Source organism: Embleya sp. NPDC055664 (assembly GCF_053618075.1).
This window is the reverse complement of record NZ_JBSHGZ010000015.1, coordinates 166,325-183,614: the sequence shown is the minus strand read 5'-3', so window position 1 is coordinate 183,614 and position 17,290 is coordinate 166,325. Positions and strand designations below refer to the sequence as shown.

Sequence of the window (17,290 nt, the reverse complement as noted above, 5' to 3'; positions counted from 1 at the left end):
GTGTGGCTGTGTGACGGTGTCGCTGTGTGTACGGCGGTGTTCAGGGATGCGGTGTGTGGAACGTCCATGGGTCGGTGACTAGTTCCGAGACGTGGGTTTCCACCGTAGTACCGTCGGCGGTCAGCGCACGGGTGAGTTCGTCGGCCGCGTAGCGCAACCACGGCCACTCGGTGGCCCAGTGTGGGGCATCGAGCAGCGCGGGGCCGCCGGCCTCCAGCGCCTCGGACGCCGGGTGGTGGCGCAGGTCGGCGGTGACGTAGACGTCGGCGCGACTGCGCCGGACCGCGGCGAAGAGGCTGTCGCCCGCGCCGCCGCACACCGCGACGGTACGCACGAGGCGATCCGGGTCGCCGGCCACCCGCAGGCCCGTCGCGGTGGCGGGCAGGGCTCGGGCGGCCCGGGCGGCGAACGCGGCCAGCGTCTCGGGGGCGGCCAACTCGCCGATCCGGCCGATACCCCGGCACTCGCTCGGGTCGGCCGGGGCCGGGTCGAGCGGCGCGGTGACGGTCAGTCCGAGGGCGGTGGCCAGTGCGTCGGAGACGCCGGGGGCGGCCGAGTCGGCATTGGTGTGCGCCACGTGCAGGGCGCAGCCACCGGTGATCAGTCGGTGGACGACACGCCCCTTGAACCCGGTCGCGGCCACCGAGTGCACGCCACGCAGGAAGAGCGGGTGGTGGGTGACCAGGAGGTCGGCGCCGCGCGCGAGCGCTTCCTCGGCGACCGCCAGGGTCGGGTCGACGGCGAACAGCACCGAGCGCACCTCGGCGTCCGGGTCGCCGCAGACCAACCCGACCGCGTCCCAGGATTCGGCCCAGTCGGGGTGGTAGATCCGTTCGAGGGTGGCGACGACGTCGGAGAGCTTGGGCACGAAGGGAGGTTACCTCTCCGCGCCCGCCGCCCCGATTCGGGCATCCCGGACGGACGGTGACGGAGCACACCGGAATGCCTCCGGGTTGTGTGAAGTCGGCCCCATCCGAAGCGTTTGTGCGGTATGCAGGCTCGCACTGTCGTACACACGAGGGGGACGACGACGATGCTGCACTGTCTGCTGTGCGGTACGCCCTATCTGGAGACGGACGCGTACTGCCCGGGCGAACAATGCGGCACCGACCTGCACGGCCAGCGCATGGGCGACCCGGCCTGCGCGGTACAGGCGTGGTGCGAGCCCCGTCGGATCACCGCGGTTCCCGGCGAGACGGTCATGGTGACGCTGACCCTGCGCAACACGGGCAGCGTGTCGGACGTCTACGACCCGGAACTGCCCCGGGACGCCGCCCGGCGGATCGGCCTCGACCGGCCCGGGCCGCCCGAGCTGCATCCGGGCGAGGTGCGGACCTGGACGATCGTGTACACGGTGCCCCCGGACGTGGAGGACCAGCTCGCGCCGAACGGGATGTTCGGCCTCGGCGAGGTCGGCGCGGACGGTGGCGGCAGCGCGTTCGAAGAGGACTCCCGGGTCGTCGAGGAGAACGACGTGCCGGTGCGGGTGGTCTCCGCCCGGGACATGCGGGTGGCGGCGTGCGCGCCGTTCTCGGTACAGGTGGTCGCCGGCGGCGGTGCGGGGGCGTGGGGCGCGACGGGGGCGGCCGCGGGCGCGGCGGTCGACCGCGAGCACCGGAACGGGAATCGGCGGACGAAGGTCGTCGCGGCCGTGTTCGCCACCGTGGCCGCGATCGTGGTGGCCGTGGTGGTCGGCATGGCGATGGCGGATTCGGACGACACCTCGCCGGCGGCCAAGACGAGTCCGACCACGTCCGTGCCGGAGTCGACGAGCCCGAGGCCGGCCGCCGGGCCGACCACCGAGGCGCCGGTGACCAGCACGCCGGATGCGAGCGACTCGGCCGTACCGAGTACGAGCGCGCCCACCCGGCTGACCGTGCCGAACGTGGTCGGGATGAGCGAGGCGCAGGGCGTCGCGCTGCTGCGCGAGAAGGGCTTCCGGGGCACCGTCCGGGGCAGCGGCGGCACGATCGTGTCCACCGATCCGGCCGCAGGGACGAAGCTGGACCGGGACCGGGCCGAGGTCGTGGTGGTGATGTCGGGGGCCAGGACGACCCCGCCGCCGACCACCGCCGCGCCGATCTCCTCCCCCACGGCGACCGCGCCGGCGACGACCACGGTGCCGCCGCTGATCGGCGCGTCGTCGTCCGAGGCGGAGTCCCGGCTGCGCGGGGCCGACCTGGTGGCGCACATCGTGCGGGTGCCGACCGCCGATACGCCGGAGGACACGGTCGTCGACTGCGCTCCGGGCGAGGGGGCGAAGGTTGGGCGCGGCTCGACGGTGACCGTGAAGGTGGCGACGGCGCCGAGCACGGGGTCGCCGGCGCCGCGCTGACAGCGGGGCCGGAGCCGGTCGACGCTGCGGGCCTGGCCGCTTCCCCATGCCATGCAATAGCTTGCTTCAGTCAAGAACAGGCGAAGGGAGCTTGCTCATGCTGGATCTCACCGGCGCGTCCGCGATCGTCACCGGCGGGGCCTCCGGGCTCGGCGAGGCCACCGCCCGCCGGCTCGCGGCCGGCGGCACCTCCGTGGTGATCGCGGACAAGAACGAGGAACGCGGCAAGGCGGTCGCCGCCGAGATCGGCGGTGTCTTCGTCGCCACCGACGTCACGCAGGAGGACCAGGTACAGGCCGCGGTGGACGCGGCCGTCGCCGTCGCGCCGCTGCGCGCCCTGGTGTCCTGCGCGGGCACCGGCATGGGCGCGCGTACCGTGGCCCGGGACGGCACCCCGCACGCGCTGGCCGCGTTCGAGTTCATCGTCCGGCTGAACCTGATCGGCACGTTCAACGCCGTCCGCCTGGCCGCCGCCGCGATGGCCTCGGTCGAGCCGCAGGCCGACGGCGAGCGGGGCGCGATCGTGTGCACCGCCTCGGTGGCCGCGTTCGACGGGCAGATCGGGCAGGCCGCGTACGGCGCCTCCAAGGCCGGCGTGGTCGGCCTGACCCTGCCGGTGGCACGCGATCTGTCCGCGATCGGCGTACGGGTCAACACCATCGCGCCGGGCACGATGGACACCGCGCTGTTCGCCGCCGCGCCGCAGGCGGTCAAGGACACCCTCGGCGCGCAGGTGCTCTTCCCCAAGCGCATGGGCGTGCCCGACGAGTTCGCCTCGCTGGCGTACGAATTGCTCACGAACAGCTACCTCAACGCCGAGGTGATCCGGCTCGACGGCGGGATTCGCTTTCAGCCGAAATAGCGGTAATCGCTGTGAACCGGGAGATTTCCCCCGTCGATCGGCGGCAATGGTCGGCACACCCGTCCCCATGATGTTGGGATGGGGTCGTGAGCGATCAGACCTCCGCATGGCAGCGTCCCCTGCCCCTGCACCTGCCCGGACTGGCGCCGCCGATCCGTCGCGACTGCGCGATCGGCGGCGTGGTGTTCGCGGGCGCGCTCGTCCTGCTCTTCACCCGTTCGTATGTGGTCTGGAACGTGTGGGATCCGAGTCCGTGGTTGCGGCTCGCGCCGTTGCTGCTGCTCACCGTCGCCCAATGCCACCGCAGTTCGTCGCCGCGCTTCGCACTCGCCATCGGACTCGTCGGCGAGGGCGTCGACACCGTGCTCGGGCCCTCGATCGGCGGCCTGATCATGTGGTCGGACGTGCTGTACGCGGTCAGCGTGTACGGCAGTTCGCGGCTGGCCTGGCGCCTGTTGTACGGCAATCTGACGGTGCTGGTGGTGAGTACGATCACCATCTGGGCGACGACCCGCAGCTTCCGGATCTTCGTCCTCGCCGTCTTCTACATCGGCCTGGTCGCCATCTCCCCCGCGCTCACCGGGTTCTCGGTGCGCGAGCACCGGGAGAAGGCCGAGGTGGAACGACTGCGCTCCGCCCAGACGGCACGGCTGGCCGAACTCGACCACCAGGCCGCCGTGATCGCCGAACGTGCCCGGATGGCCCGCGAGTTGCACGACGTGATCGCCAACCATCTGAGCGCGGTCGCGGTCCAGTCCACCGCCGCGTTGTCCGTGAAGAGCCTGGACGAGGCGCGGCTGCGCGAGGCGCTGGAGGTGATCCGGGAGAGCAGCGTGCAGGGGCTCACCGAGATGCGCCGGATGATCGGTCTGCTGCGCTCGGAGAACACTCCCGAGGAGCCGGTGTCGGTTCCTCGGCTGGCCGAGACCGATCGACTGGTCGAACACGTGCGCCGGGCCGGACTGCTCGTGGACATCGAGATCGTCGGCGTGGTGCGCGAGTTGCCCACCCCGGTCGACCTCGCGGCCTATCGGGTGGTCCAGGAGACACTGACCAACGCCCTCAAGCACGCCACGCCGCAGCGGTTGCGCCTGGTCTTCACCTATCGCGCCGATGATGTGGTGATCACCGGCGAGAACGGGATCGACCCCGACCACGTCACCGGACTGCCCGGCGCGCGGGCAGGTCTGGTCGGCATGTCGGAGCGGGTCTCGTTGCTCGGCGGCCTGTTCGAGGCGGGCCCGCGCGACGGCCGGTGGCATCTGCGGGCCGAACTCCCGTGCGGTGACGACGTGGTGCTCGACGCCGGAATCAAGAACGCCCCGATGGGGCCGAAAGGTGGGACCGGGTGAGCGACGCCGAGACGCTGCGGGTGCTGGTCGCGGAGGATCAGGCGGCGGTCCGGGCGGGGCTCGTCCTGATCCTGGACGCGGAGCCGGGCATCGAGGTGGTCGGCGAGGCCGCCGACGGCGAGGACGCGGTGGCGCTGGCCCGGACGCTGCGGCCGGACGTGGTGCTGATGGACGTACGGATGCCGCGCCTCGACGGGATCAGCGCCACCCGGGAGTTGACCGCGGCGGGCCTGGACGTGCTCGTGCTGACCACGTTCGACCTGGACGAGTACGTCTTCGGCGCACTGCGCGCGGGCGCGGCCGGGTTCCTGCTCAAGACGGCCGACGCCGCCCGGTTGGTCGAGGCGGTACGCCTGGTCGCGCGCGGCGACGGCTTCGTCGCGCCGGAGGTCACCCGTCGGCTGATCCACGCGTTCGCGAGCCCGCCCCCGACCCGGCCGACGGACGGCCCGGAGGTCCCCGCCGAGGCCCTGGCCTCACTCACCCCACGCGAAAGCGACGTCCTGGCCTGCCTGGGCCGCGGCATGTCGAACCAACGCATCGCCGCCCACCTGGACATGGCCGAGGCCACCGCGAAAACCCACGTCAGCCGCATCCTCACCAAACTCGGCCTCAACAGCCGAGTCCAAGCCGCAATCCTGGCCCAACAACGCGGCATCGCCGATTAACACGACCCCACGATCGCCCCGATCTCCACCCGTCCACGCGCACCCTCGACCCAGGCCCATTGACCCTCGGGAGACACGGTGACCCCGTGCCGCTCCCGGGGCGGTTCACCCTGATCGCGCCACTCCGCGTAGGCCCGCTCGGTCTCCGCCCACAGACTTCGCGGTCCGCCCTCCTGCACCTCGAACAACTCGTCCCCCGGCGCGTAGTCCACTGACGCCCACGACCGGCCGTCGCTGAGCCATTGTGTGTATTCGCACGCTGCCTCCCCGCGCCCCTGGTAGACGCGCTGCTCCACGTCGGGGAGACGGAGTCCGATCGCGAAGTCGGCGTATTCGTCGAGCATCGGGCGCGGGTCGATCGGGGTGTGTCGGGTACGCGGGGCCCGCTCTCTCGGGATGACGTCGCCCACGAATTCGCGGTTGTCGAACCGGCGACGCTGCGACCGGGCCCACATGAAGTTCACGCCTCCCACGAACGGGCCCGACGCCGTACCGTCGTCCGCGACGACCAAACACAGCAACCCCGGAGTTGTGGTATCCGTGCCCCACGGCGTGAGGATGACACGGCATTCCAACCGGTGCCGGTGCCGATTTCCAGGACGGCATGACGCGGGTCGACGTCGAGCCGATCGAGCGTGAGCCGGACCAGCGATGGCATCGACGCCGACGACGACATCAGGTCGCCGGTTGCCGCCCCATCATCCATCTGGGTGACCAGGGGAACATCCGCCGCCACGGCTTCGGCCCACGCTCGCGGGTCCGTCGTGCGGTCGAGTGGCGTGTTGTCGTTCCCCCACACCACGTCGGGGATGTACGGACGCCGAGGCGTTTCCGCGAACACACGATCCCAGTCGACCGAAGTCACTTCTCTTTGCCCTTGTCCTTGTCCTTCGGATCCGGCGGCAACGGCCTCGGGAACTTCCCATCCCGCTCACGAAGCGGAGTCTTGCCGTCCCCGTCGTCACCCGGCTTTTCGTGCCGCCCCATCATCGAACCTCCCAATGCATCGATTCGATCTTCGCGCCGCGCATTTTCCACACACACCGACCAAGCGGTCATCGTCACCGCCGGATTCCGGGGGCTCGCCTGAAACAGAGCCGTATCCCGGTAGTTGCGATATCGCTCAAGTGATTCATGGGCCTGGGGAGCGGCGCCGAGGAACTGCCCGCCATCGGTGTAATGCATGCGATAGACCCGACTGTCGTCGAAGATCCAGAAGTCGTGACCCGGGAGGTCGCTCACGACCTTCTCCGCCACGTCGAGGATTCGGATATCTTCACCTGCCGCGATGTTTCCTGGATATCCCCATCCCAGTTCGAACCAAAAATAGTCGGTGAGCGGTGATTTGAGGACATGAACGCGGCTCATTCCCCCTCGGCGGTGCACGCTCCGTTACGTCCGATGCTGCTTCGGCAGCGAAGGCCGGGTCCAAGCTTCGTCACTTTCCGGAACGGGAAATCTGCTTTGGTCACGCTCCCCGTACGCCGCCTGCGCTGCCCGGCGTTGCAGAGGCGATTCGGCACTGGCATTGAGGGCCGATTGCCGAGTGTGGGGATCGGGGTGGGGCTCGCTCGATTGGGCCATCCTCTGGCGTTTGGGGGCGGGGCGGTGGGAGGGCTGAGCTGGGGGGATGGTGATTGGGCGGGAATATGCAGATGAACTGACCAATCGGTGCTCGATGCGGGTCACTTCACTCAATTGGGTGAAGGGAGTCGCAACTCGTTGAGGTGGCCCGAAGGCGCTGCGTACGGTCATGCCGTCCCGTCGGGGGGAGCGATCCGAGGCGGGGCGGCCGCGTCGGCGACCGGGGCACCCGGTCGCTCGACAACCGTTTCCGGGCATCGGTCGACGGGCGCGCGACGCGTCGTCGGCCGGGGCGCGAGGGCACTGTCGAGGGGGGAAGTCCAGGGATGGCGACGACGACTCGTGGGCACCGGGCGGAGCGCACCGGCGGCCACGGCGCGCCGGGTACGAACCTGGTCGACCGCGTCCGTGCGGCGCTCGATCGCGATGCGGTCGGTGCCCGGGAACAGGGAAACGGGGAGCAGGCCCCGGGCTCGGCCGATGCGTGGGATGTGCGCTCCGACGACTTCTGGTGCACCGTACGGCCGCCGGGCCACGCGGCTCGCGCGCAGGGCTGGAAGATCCATGTCAGCGCGCGGACCGGGGACGCCCCGCATGTGCTCGGCCGGGTGTGCGACGTGTTGTTGCCGCGCCGGGTGGCGTTCAAGTTCGCCGGTGACCTGGAGCGGTTGCGGATGCTCAACTCCCGTGAGGCGGACCGGGCTTCGGCAGGCAAGTTCATCACCGTCTATCCCGACGACGACGAGCAGTTCATGGAACTGGTGGACGCGCTCGACGAGGTCACCCGCGAGCTGACCGGCCCGGGCATCCTCTCCGACCGGCCGTGCCGGCCCGGCAGCGTGGTGCACTACCGCTACGGCGGGTTCGGCCGTCGAGCGGTGCTCGGCAACGACGGCGGCTATCGCGCGGTGCTGACCGATCCCGACGGGTCGGCCGTGGACGACGCCCGGGAGGCGTGGTTCACTCCGCCGTCGTGGGCGCCCGATCCGCTGGTACGGCGGGCCCGTTCGGCACCGGCCGCCGCGTCCGAGCCGGCGCCTCGGCGGGCGGAGGTGCTGATCGGCGGCCGATTCGCGGTCACCTCGGCGCTGCGGCACTCCGCCAAGGGCGGCGTGTTCCTGGGCAAGGACACCACCGACGATGCCGACGTCGTGGTCAAGCAGGCCCGCGCGCACATCGAGGTGGACCGCTCCGGGCGGGACGCGTGTGCGGCGCTGCGGCACGAGGCGGTGCTGATGCGGCGGCTGGAGCACACCGGCGTGACCCCTCGGCACGTCGCGCTGCTCGAAGAGGCCGAGACGATCTTCCTGGCCCAGGAGCGGATACCGGGCGAGCCGTTGCGTGCCTGGGTGGTCCGACACGCCGCGGATCCGGGTGTGGCGTGGACACTCGCTCGGCCTCTCGTCGAGGGGCTGATCCGACTGGTTCGGACCGTGCACGGCGAGGGTCTGGTGATTCGCGACCTGTCGCCGACGAATGTGCTGGTCGGGCCGGACGGCGCGCTGCGGCTGGTGGATCTGGAGCTGGCCGCCGAGATCGGTGTGCCGGCCGGCGCCGCGGGTACGCCCGGCTATCGGGCGCCGGAGCAGCGGCCGGGCGTCGACGGCAACCATCGTGCGCATCCCTCGGCCGACCTGTACAGCCTCGGCGGCCTGTTCTTCCTGCTCGCCACCGGCGCCGACCCGACCCTGCCCGAGGACGTGGGCACCACCCGCGACACGGTGGAACGCCTGGGTACGTGGCTGGAGTTGGCGGCCCGACACGGCGAAACCGCACAGCGCCTGGCCCCGGCGATCCGCGGCCTGTGGCGCGAGGACCCGACACAACGCTGGTCGACGGAGCGGACGTCGGCCTTCGTGGCGGGACTTGCGCGCGGGGGCGGGGGCGGGGCAGACGCGGTCGAGGATGCGCACTCGGGCTCGGGCGACGGGTCGAGGGGTGGGGCGAAGGATGCGTCGGATCGCGTGTCGGCGGGGCTGTCGGAGGCGGAGCCTCGTTGTGAGGCCGGCCTCGTTGGCGGTGCCGTCGATGGGCGTGGCGGGTGTGCCGGCCGGCGGGACGGGCCGGATGGGCCTCGGCCGCATCCGGATACCGAGGGCGACAAGGTGCCGCCGCATCCGCAGCCGCCCGAGGACGACGTGCTGCTTCGGGACGGGCTCGCGCACCTCGTGGCCACGATGACGCCCGGGCGGGTGGATCGGCTGTGGCCGATGACGGCCGGCGCGGCGGCGATGGATCCGTGCAGCGTGCAGTACGGCGCGGCCGGCGTGCTCGGCGTACTGGCCCGAGCCGCGCACACCACCACGCTCGAACCCCGGCTGCGCTACACCCTGCATCGCGCGGTCGAGGACGGCGCCGCCTGGCTGCGCGATCGGGCCGCGGCCGAGCCGGTGGTCTTACCCGGGCTGCACTTCGGGCGTTCCGGCACCGCCTGGGCGCTGCACGACGCGGCGGCGCTGCTCGGCGACGCCGAACTGGCCGCCGACGCCGCCGACCTCGCCCTGCGCGTACCGATCGCCTGGCCCAACCCGGACGTGTGCCACGGCGCCGCCGGGGCCGGTCTGCTCCAGGTCCGGATGTGGCGGGCCACCGGCGACGAACGTTTCCGGCAGCGCGTCGTCGCGTGTGCCGACTCGCTGCTCGGCGCCGCCCGGCAGGCCGGCGACCTGACCCTGTGGCCCGTACCGCAGGACTTCGATTCGCGCCTCGCCGGCGCCGCGCACCTCGGATTCGCGCACGGCGTCGCCGGGGTGGGTACGTTCCTCCTCGAAGCGGCGCTGGCCACCGGCCGCGAGGGCTACCTCGACGGCGCCCGGGCGGCGGCGCGCACCCTCACCCGCACCGCGCGCGTGGACGGCGACGGCGCGTGGTGGCCTCAGGGGCCGGGCGATCCGGCCGGGGTCCGGCTGGCGTACTGGTGCAGCGGCTCGGCCGGCGTCGGGACGTTCCTGATCCGGCTGTGGCGGGCGGACCACGATCCGCTCCACCGCGACCTGGCCGAGGCAGCCGGCGCGGCGGCCCATCGTGCCCGGTGGCATTCGGGCACCACCGCGTGCCACGGCCTCGCGGGCAACGGGGAGTTCCTGCTCGACCTGGCCGAGGCGCTGGACGAGCCGATCCATCGTGCGCGGGCCGCCGAGCTCGCCGATCAGCTGCGGGTGCGAACCGCGATCGTCGACGGCCTGCGGGTGCCGGCCGACGAAAGCGCCACGGGTGTGTCCGCCTCGTACGGCACCGGCACCGCCGGTGTCCTCGGCTTCCTGCTCCGGCTCCGCCACGGCGGACCGCGGTTGTGGTTGGACGGTGAGGAAGCGTGAGCACCATGGTGACGACTCGACCGATGCGCCGGATCAGTTGGTCGTTCGCGGCCGACGGCGGGCACGCAGCGTGCCTGGCCACGCCGGGCGACGGCACGTGGCGGGTGGAGTCGTGGTCGTTGCGGCCGGGGCGGGCCAGTGGCGCGATCCCGGTCGGCACCGGTGCGCCCGAGCGGCTGCACACCCAGTTGCTCGCCCTCCCCGACGGTCGGGTACTGGCCTGCCGACACGAGCCCGGGCGCCACGAGTTGGTCCTGCTCGAAGCCGACGACGCGGGCAGCGAACGGCACTTGGCCATGGTGCGGCTGCCCGGTCTGCGACTGCTCCCCTACCCCGGTACGGACGCGCTCGCCCTCGCCCTCGGGGCGGACACGTCGCCGTCGACGACGGTGTGGCTGGTCCGCGAGGACGGGCGATTGGACCCCGTCGCCGAATTGTCGGGGCTGTACAGCGGCGGGGTCTGGCTCGACCCGGACGGCTACCGGCTCGCCTTGGACGAGGTGCGCGGCGGCCGGGTCAAGACCGTCGCGCTCGACCTGGAGACGGCGACCGTACGCCCGTTCCTGGAGCTGACCGACGAGAGCAACGACCGGCTCCTGCTCGCCGATCCGGTCGGCGGCCTGCTGGTGATCGCCAGCGACGCGCCGGGTTCGGACCGGCTCGGCTGGATCCGGCTGCCCGCCGAGCGCACGCAGGCGCCGGGCCGGGTGCGGTTTCCCGAGGTCGTACACGTGCCCGACGCGCAGGTACGCCCGATCGCGATCGCGCCGGACGGCCGCCGGGTGGCGGTCCAGCTCGACCGGGGGGCGATCTCGCGGCTGGCCGTGTGGACCCCGGAGGATGGCGAACTGGTCGAGGCGACCACGCCGGACGGGTGCCTGGGCGCGGTCGGCCGGTGGACCGAACAGGGGTTGCGCATCCCGTTCTCCGCGCCGGATCGGCCCAGTTGTCTGGCTCGGCTCGACCCGTCCCGGCCGGGGTCGTGGCGCCAGGACGGCGAACCGGGCCCGTTCGTCGGCTTCGACGACGCGGACCGGCCGCAGTGGCGACCGGCCCATCTGGAACTGCTGGTCGGCGGGGCCGGTCCGGTCGAGTCGATCGTCTACGGCGGCCCCGACTGGCGGTGCGCCGAGCACGTCCTGCTCGCCCTGCACGGCGGTCCGGCGGCGGCGTGGCGGTTCGAGTTCGATCCGCTGCTGCAACGGCTCGCGGCGGCGGGCATCGCGGTGGTGGCGCCGAACCAGCGCGGCAGTACCGGATACGGCGCCCGCTTCGCTCGCGAGTTGCACGGCGCGTGGGGCGGCCCGGACCTGGCCGACGTCACCGCGATCGGCCGCACCCTGGCCGCCGAGCGGGCCGCCTTCGGCCGCGCGCCGGCCGCCCTGTTCGGGGTCAGCTACGGGGCCTACCTCGCGCTGCTCGCCGCGTCGTTCGCGCCGGGTGCGTGGTCGCGCTGCCTCGCGGTCGCGCCGTTCCTGTCCGGGCCGCGGCTGATCGCCGAGGCGTCGCTGCCGATCCGCGCGCTGATGACCCGGCTCGGCGGCGACACCGAGTACGTCGACGACCAGGGTCCGCGCGACGTGCTCGCGGTGTGCGAACGCATCGCCGTACCGCTGCTGTTCGTCCACGGCGGCCGGGACGACACCATCCCGGTCGGCCAGTCCAGGGCGCTGCGCCACACGCTGCTGGCGCACGGCCGGGTCGAGGGCGCCGACTTTCGTTATCTGGAGCTTCCCGGTCTCGGCCACGAGGCCCTGGCCGGGGATGGGGCACCCGAACTCCACGCCCACCTCACCGGTTTCCTGCAAACCGGCCGAGTGTGACGACGGGGGGAGTCGCCCCGCACCACCCGTCGCGGGCAACCGCTCGCGGCGGCGGCACGGCCCGAAGGAGATTCACCATGGAGCACATCGAGACCGACCTCGCCGCGCTGCAGCAGCTTCCCGAGACCGAGTCGGTCGAGCTGGGTGGGCACGGCGGCAACGGGTGTCAGTTCACCTGTCTGCTGATCACCTGCCTGCTCTTCACGATCAACTAGCGCACCGCGTCCGGGACGCGGATTCGGTACACGGATTCGGACACGGGTTCGGCAGCCGGACTCGGCACCCGGACTCGATCCGCGGGCACGATCGGTCGCGCTCGTGAGACCGGTCGACGCTCGGGTTCGATCGACAGCGTGATCGTTCGGCGGGCGGGTGGACTGCCCGTCCGGTGTTCCCGATCGGTCGGCGCATCGGTCGGGTCGGCAGGTTGTTCGACAAGTACGAACCCGGGACCGGGAGTTCCTGCCGGAATCAGGAGCTCCCGGTCACCGGGCCCAGATCAGCATCGCAATCCGGGCGACCGACGCCCAGGGGGCACGCCGCTCGCGCGCGTTTTTCCCTCGCGGCGGCGTCGGCGAGAGCGGGGGCACGGCTGCCGCGCCGGTCCGCTGCGCTCGACGGTCCGCGCATCCGAGGAGGCACGCCGTGGTCGACGTCCCGATAGCCGCGCCGGCGCTCCCGGCGGGTGCGCCGGCACCGATGCCGGCGCCGACGGATCGCACCGGCACCGGGGTGCGCGGAGCGCTGCGGGTGGCGCCCGGGGCGACGGTGACCCTCGCGCTCGCCGTCCCGGCCGGATCGATCGCCGCGCTGTTGTTGCCGGCGGCGGTGGCCGGCTCGGTGGACGCGGTGGTGCGCGGCGACTTCGCCTCGGGGCCGATCGTACGGCTGATCGCCGTCCTGGTCCTCGGCCTGCCGGCCGGGCTGCTCGCGGAGATCGCCGGTCCGGGGCTGGCCGCCGAACTCACCGCGCGCCTGCGCCGCAGACTGGCCGTGCACGTCACCGATCTGGGCACCGGGTCGCGGAATCCTTTTCCCGCCGGCGACGTCACCTCGCGGCTGGTCGGCGCCGCGCCCGACGCGGCCGGGCTCGTCCCGTCGCTGCTCGGCACGCTCGGCGCGCTGGTCACCTCGCTCGGCGGCATCGTCGCGCTGGCCCTGATCGATCCGTGGCTCGCGGTCGGCTTCCTCGGCGGACTGCTGCCGGGGCTGCTCGTGGTGCGGGTGTTCATGGCCCGCGCGACCGACCTGTTCACTCGCTACCAGGCGGTACAGGGCGGGTTGGCCGGCCGGTTGACCGACGCGCTCGCGGGGGCGCGGACGATCCGCGCGTGCGGCACGCGTGATCGGGAGATCGCCCGGATCCTGGCCCCGCTGCCGGAGCTCTCGGCCGCCGGGCACGGCCTGTGGCGGGCCCAACGCAGCGCCGTCGCCCAGGTGTTGCTGCTCGCGCCGATGGTCGAGCTGACGGTCCTCGCGACGGCGGGGTGGTTGCTCGCCGAGGGGCGGATTCCGCCGGGGCAGTTGGTCGCGGCGGCCGGATACGCGGCGCTCGGTCTGGGGTTCCTGGAGCAGGTGGAGGCGCTGGTCGGGGTGGCCCATGCCCGCGCGGGGCGGGTACGGGCGGCCGAGTTGCTGGCGGTCGAGGCCGCCGGGTACGGCACCGCGCGCACTCTGCCGCCGGGGGGCGGCGAACTGGTCTTCCGGGGAATCCGGGTGCGGGTGCCGGAGGTCGGCTCGGGCGGGGGTCGGGTGGTGCTCGACGGGATCGATCTGACGGTGCCGGCGGGGGCGTGTGTGGCGCTGGTGGGGGCGTCCGGGTCGGGCAAGTCGACGCTGGCGGCGCTGGCGGGGCGGCTGTGCGAACCGGACGAGGGCGAGGTGCTGCTCGACGGGCTGCCGGTGACCCGGTTGGCGCGCGGCGAGTTGCGACGGGGGGTCGCGTACGCGTTTCCGCGCCCGGTCCTGGTGGGCGCCGATCTGGCGGAGGCGCTGGCGTACGGCCGACCCGGGGCGGATCCGGAGGCGGTGACCGGGGCGGCCCGGATGGCCTACGCGGACGACTTCGTCCGCCGACTGCCGGCCGGCTACGCGACCCGGACCGACGGCTTGGCGCTGTCCGGCGGCGAGGTGCAACGGCTCGGCCTGGCACGTGCGTTGGTCCAGGACGCGCGGGTCCTGGTGCTGGACGACGCGACCAGTGGCCTGGACACGGTCACCGAACACCACATCCACGAGGCTTTCCGCACGGGCCTGGCCGACCGCACCCGAATCGTCGTCGCCCACCGCGCCACGGCAGCGGCCGACGCCGACTTCGTGGCCTGGCTCGAATCCGGCCGCATCAAGGCCCTCGGCCCACACACGGAACTGTGGAACGACCCGGCATACCGCGCGGTATTCACGAGGGAGGAGCGGACGTGACGGGGGCAACGGGGGATGGGGTCGAGGCCGAGCCCAAGGCGGAGACGAAGGCCGACACCCGAGCCGGCGCCGAGCGCGAGACATGGCCGGAGGCCGCGCCGGGGTCTTGGGCCGGGCCCGGGATCGGGGTCGGGGTCGGGGTCGCGGTCGGATCCGGGGCGGGTGACCGGGGCGGGGCCGACGTCACGACCGGGCCCGAGGCCGATGGCCCCGTGGCGACCGCCGGCGGGCACGGATCCCCGTCACGCGCCGCGATCAGCTCCTGGGAGGAGACCCGTACGGAGACCGCGCCGGGGCCATGGGCCCGGCCCGAGGTCGAGGTCGGATCCGGGACGGGTGACCGGGGCGGGGCCGACATCACGACCGGGCCCGAGGCCGGTGGCCCGGTGGCGACCACTGGCGGGCACGGGCCCCCGTCTTGGGCACCGATCAGATCCTGGGAGGAGACCCGGACAGGTGACCGGGCCGGCTCCTACTCCGCGATCGGGCGCGAGGTCGATGCCCCCGTGGCGACCGCCGGCGGGTCTCCACCTCGAGAGGCGATCGGGACCTGGGACGAGACAGGGACGCGGGCCTCGTCGGGGTCTTGGGCCGGGCCCGAGGTCGGAGTCGAGTCCCGGACGGGCGACCGGGTCGAGGTCGACATCACGACCGGGTCCGAGGCCGACGCCCCCGAGCCGACCGCCGGCGGGTCCCGGCCCCGGGACGCGATCGGGCCTTGGGGTGAGGGTTGGGTCGGGGGGCGAAGTGGTGAGTGGGCCTGGTGTTCGGCGGTGTCCGTGCACGCGACGCGGATGGTCGAACCACGCGCGAGCGCCCCGCGCCCGACGGCGAGTGCCGCCGACGACAGGACGGAATCCGGCGAACCGGCCGGGTCCGAAGGGGGAGGCCGGATGACGGACGACGATCACGACGGGCCGACGGGCCGCCGCCGACGGGTGGTGATCCCGGTCTGGGACCTGGGCGGCCTTCCCGCCGAGCCGGCCGAGCGCGCCACCGCTTCCGACGACGGCGACCGCGAGCCGCCTCGGGCCATGGAGACCCGATCCGCCCGCCGCCTGGTGGTGTGGTCGGGCACCGCGCCGGAGGTCGCCCAGACCCCGATCCCGGTAGACCCGGACGGATCACCCGACCGTCCGGGCCGCCGACGAGCGCCCCGCCCCGGCCGCCCACACCGCGCAGCGGCGCCGCGTCGGGACACCGACGAGGGGCCCGGGCCGGACGAGACACCGCCAACGCCGGCAAACGGAGGCGGGTGGCGGATCCTGCGCACCGGCCGACGACGTGAGGCGGCGGTACCGAAGCCGGGCGCCGACAACGCTCCGGCCACCTCGGAATCGAGCCCCGCCCCCACGTGGGCCGACGTACAGAACCCACCGAACAGACAGGCTCGGCGCCGGCTCCTGCACAGCGGCCGACTCCCGGGCCCGAGCCCGGCCCGGGAGTCGGCCACGGACGACTCGACACTCGACCCGACGCCGGCGGCCTCCACGCGTACCGACCCGGAAGACCCGCCCGGCCGCCCGCAGGCCGACGCCCGACCGGCGGCAGCGGTACCGGAGCCGCGCCACGAGGACGGCTCGGCCTCCGAAGCGCAGCCCACGCCGGCCGGCCCGGCGCAACGACCCGACGCGGGACGCCGCCGACGGATCCTGGGCACGGGCCGGCGGCGGGAATCGGTGGCTGCGGAGGAAGTCCCAGCGCCCGCCTCGAACTTGGATGCGCCCCCCACACAAGGCAACACGGCAGGAACACCCGACGCACGCCGGCACCGGGAACCGGCCGCGGGCGAGGAAGGCCCCGCATCCGCCCCGGACCCGGGCGGGGATTCCACCCGAGGGGACAGGGCAGGAACACCCGGCCCGGGCCGCAGGTGGCACAGGCCGCGCACGAGCCCGTGCCAAGAGCCGGCGGCAGCAGCAGCGGAGGAAGGTCCGGCACCCATCTCGGATCCGGGCGTGGACCCCACCCGAGGCGACACGGCGGGAACGCCCGACCCGGGCCGCAGGTGGCACAGGCCGCGCGCCGACCCGCACCGGGAACCGGCCGCAGGCGAGGAAGGCTCCGCATCCGCCCCGGACCCGGGCGGGGATCCCACCCGAGGGGACACGGTAGGGACGCCTACGGGCCGCCGTCGACGCATCTCGCGCACGGGGCCGCAGGGGGGTTCGGCGGAAGCTGTGGCGGCCGCTTCGGCCTCGGGTGCGGAGCCCACGCGCGGTGACGCGGCGCGGGAAGCCGGTGGAGACCGCCGGCGGCGTGCTTGGAGTGGCAAGGGGCAACAGGTGCCGGGCACGTTGGAGTTGGGTGCCGGCGGCGAGCCGGTGTCGGCGGTAGCTCCGGCGGTCGGTTCGGGAGACGCGGCCGAAAGGCAGCGGCGGATCCTGGGCATGGGTGGAGCGGACGGGCGGCGGCAGCGGGCGGAGGTGGGGCTTCCGGGCCACACGATCGGTTCGGAAACCCGCCCGGAGGAGGTTCGTCCGGGACGGCGTTGGCGGGTTCGGGGGTCGAAGCCGGCGGGCGACGTACCGGGCGGGGGGCCGCAACCTGCGGACTTGGTCGAGGCCGACCCCGCTGGTGGTGAGGTCGAGTCGGGCCTGGACCCCAACCACCCGCACCCGACCGACCGTCAAGTCGCCTCCCCGGGAGACGAGCCGGCGACCGGCTCGGCGCAGCCGCCGCTCCCGCCCGATGCCTCCGCGCGCAAACCCCGTCGGCATCGGCGCGTGGGCCCTGCCCCGGCCCCGGCCCCGGATCCGGCCCGCGCCGAAGACGGCGGCCGCCCGACACCCACCCGACGAAGCGGCGGCCGACGCCGCAAGCCGCGCAAACAATCGGTGCGCGGCATCCGAAACGCGCTTGCGCGCAACGCACTTCCCGAAGATCGACCCGCCGCACCGCCCGACGACGGCTCGGCTCCTTCCTCCC

The 17,290-nt window shown here is 73.4% G+C and carries 11 protein-coding genes; 8 read left to right on the top strand and 3 right to left on the bottom strand.

The features are described 5' to 3' along the window. Window positions 1–40: 40 nt before the first annotated feature. Complete coding sequence (locus tag ACWGR4_RS24565) at window positions 41–868, bottom strand: Nif3-like dinuclear metal center hexameric protein (RefSeq protein ID WP_452132819.1); 828 nt, start codon at window positions 866–868, stop codon at window positions 41–43. Between the two features lie 165 nt (window positions 869–1,033). On the opposite strand from ACWGR4_RS24565, the gene ACWGR4_RS24560 reads away from it, so the two are divergent. The 4 genes from ACWGR4_RS24560 to ACWGR4_RS24545 all read left to right on the top strand — a co-directional run bounded on the left by ACWGR4_RS24560 (window position 1,034) and on the right by ACWGR4_RS24545 (window position 5,217). Continuing rightward, window positions 1,034–2,335: a PASTA domain-containing protein gene (locus ACWGR4_RS24560; protein ID WP_452132820.1), complete on the top strand. Its 1,302-nt coding sequence runs from the start codon at window positions 1,034–1,036 to the stop codon at window positions 2,333–2,335. Window positions 2,336–2,435: 100 nt separating this feature from the next. Beyond that, window positions 2,436–3,197 (top strand): SDR family NAD(P)-dependent oxidoreductase, encoded by a 762-nt coding sequence (locus tag ACWGR4_RS24555; RefSeq protein WP_452132826.1) that lies wholly within the window; start codon window positions 2,436–2,438, stop codon window positions 3,195–3,197. Window positions 3,198–3,283: 86 nt separating this feature from the next. Next, window positions 3,284–4,549 (top strand): sensor histidine kinase, encoded by a 1,266-nt coding sequence (locus tag ACWGR4_RS24550; protein WP_379995876.1) that lies wholly within the window; start codon window positions 3,284–3,286, stop codon window positions 4,547–4,549. Continuing rightward, window positions 4,546–5,217, top strand: coding sequence for a response regulator (locus tag ACWGR4_RS24545; protein ID WP_452132821.1), 672 nt, complete (start codon window positions 4,546–4,548; stop codon window positions 5,215–5,217). Before ACWGR4_RS24550 ends, ACWGR4_RS24545 begins: the two co-directional genes overlap by 4 nt. Here the strand turns inward: ACWGR4_RS24545 and ACWGR4_RS24540 are convergent. Further along, a complete protein-coding gene (locus ACWGR4_RS24540; protein WP_452132822.1) occupies window positions 5,214–5,681 on the bottom strand; it encodes a hypothetical protein in 468 nt (155 codons plus the stop codon). The two genes, ACWGR4_RS24545 and ACWGR4_RS24540, sit on opposite strands and share 4 nt — an antisense overlap. Window positions 5,682–6,078: 397 nt before the next feature. After that, a complete protein-coding gene (locus ACWGR4_RS24535) occupies window positions 6,079–6,585 on the bottom strand; it encodes a DUF6879 family protein (RefSeq protein ID WP_452132823.1) in 507 nt (168 codons plus the stop codon). A 542-nt stretch (window positions 6,586–7,127) separates the two neighbouring features. On the opposite strand from ACWGR4_RS24535, the gene lanL reads away from it, so the two are divergent. The 4 genes from lanL (at window position 7,128) to ACWGR4_RS24515 (ending at window position 14,362) form a co-directional block, all read left to right on the top strand. Next, the gene (lanL, locus tag ACWGR4_RS24530) at window positions 7,128–10,118 is read left to right on the top strand and encodes a class IV lanthionine synthetase LanL (protein ID WP_452132824.1); all 2,991 of its coding nucleotides are present in this window, start codon (window positions 7,128–7,130) and stop codon (window positions 10,116–10,118) included. A 5-nt stretch (window positions 10,119–10,123) separates the two neighbouring features. Beyond that, entirely contained in the window at window positions 10,124–11,941 is a 1,818-nt protein-coding gene (locus tag ACWGR4_RS24525) for a prolyl oligopeptidase family serine peptidase (protein WP_379997280.1), read from the top strand. 77 nt (window positions 11,942–12,018) lie between these two features. Continuing rightward, window positions 12,019–12,156 (top strand): VenA family class IV lanthipeptide, encoded by a 138-nt coding sequence (locus ACWGR4_RS24520; protein ID WP_379995868.1) that lies wholly within the window; start codon window positions 12,019–12,021, stop codon window positions 12,154–12,156. A 430-nt stretch (window positions 12,157–12,586) separates the two neighbouring features. Continuing rightward, window positions 12,587–14,362, top strand: coding sequence for an ABC transporter ATP-binding protein (locus ACWGR4_RS24515; protein ID WP_452132825.1), 1,776 nt, complete (start codon window positions 12,587–12,589; stop codon window positions 14,360–14,362). The last annotated feature ends 2,928 nt before the right edge of the window (window positions 14,363–17,290 follow it).

Coding starts and splice junctions, on each gene's coding strand:
- ACWGR4_RS24525 (WP_379997280.1), top strand. CDS start 10,124: ATGGTGACGACTCGACCGATGCGCCGGATCAGTTGGTCGTTCGCGGCC.
- ACWGR4_RS24535 (WP_452132823.1), bottom strand. CDS start 6,585: ATGAGCCGCGTTCATGTCCTCAAATCACCGCTCACCGACTATTTTTGG.
- lanL (WP_452132824.1), top strand. CDS start 7,128: ATGGCGACGACGACTCGTGGGCACCGGGCGGAGCGCACCGGCGGCCAC.
- ACWGR4_RS24560 (WP_452132820.1), top strand. CDS start 1,034: ATGCTGCACTGTCTGCTGTGCGGTACGCCCTATCTGGAGACGGACGCG.
- ACWGR4_RS24520 (WP_379995868.1), top strand. CDS start 12,019: ATGGAGCACATCGAGACCGACCTCGCCGCGCTGCAGCAGCTTCCCGAG.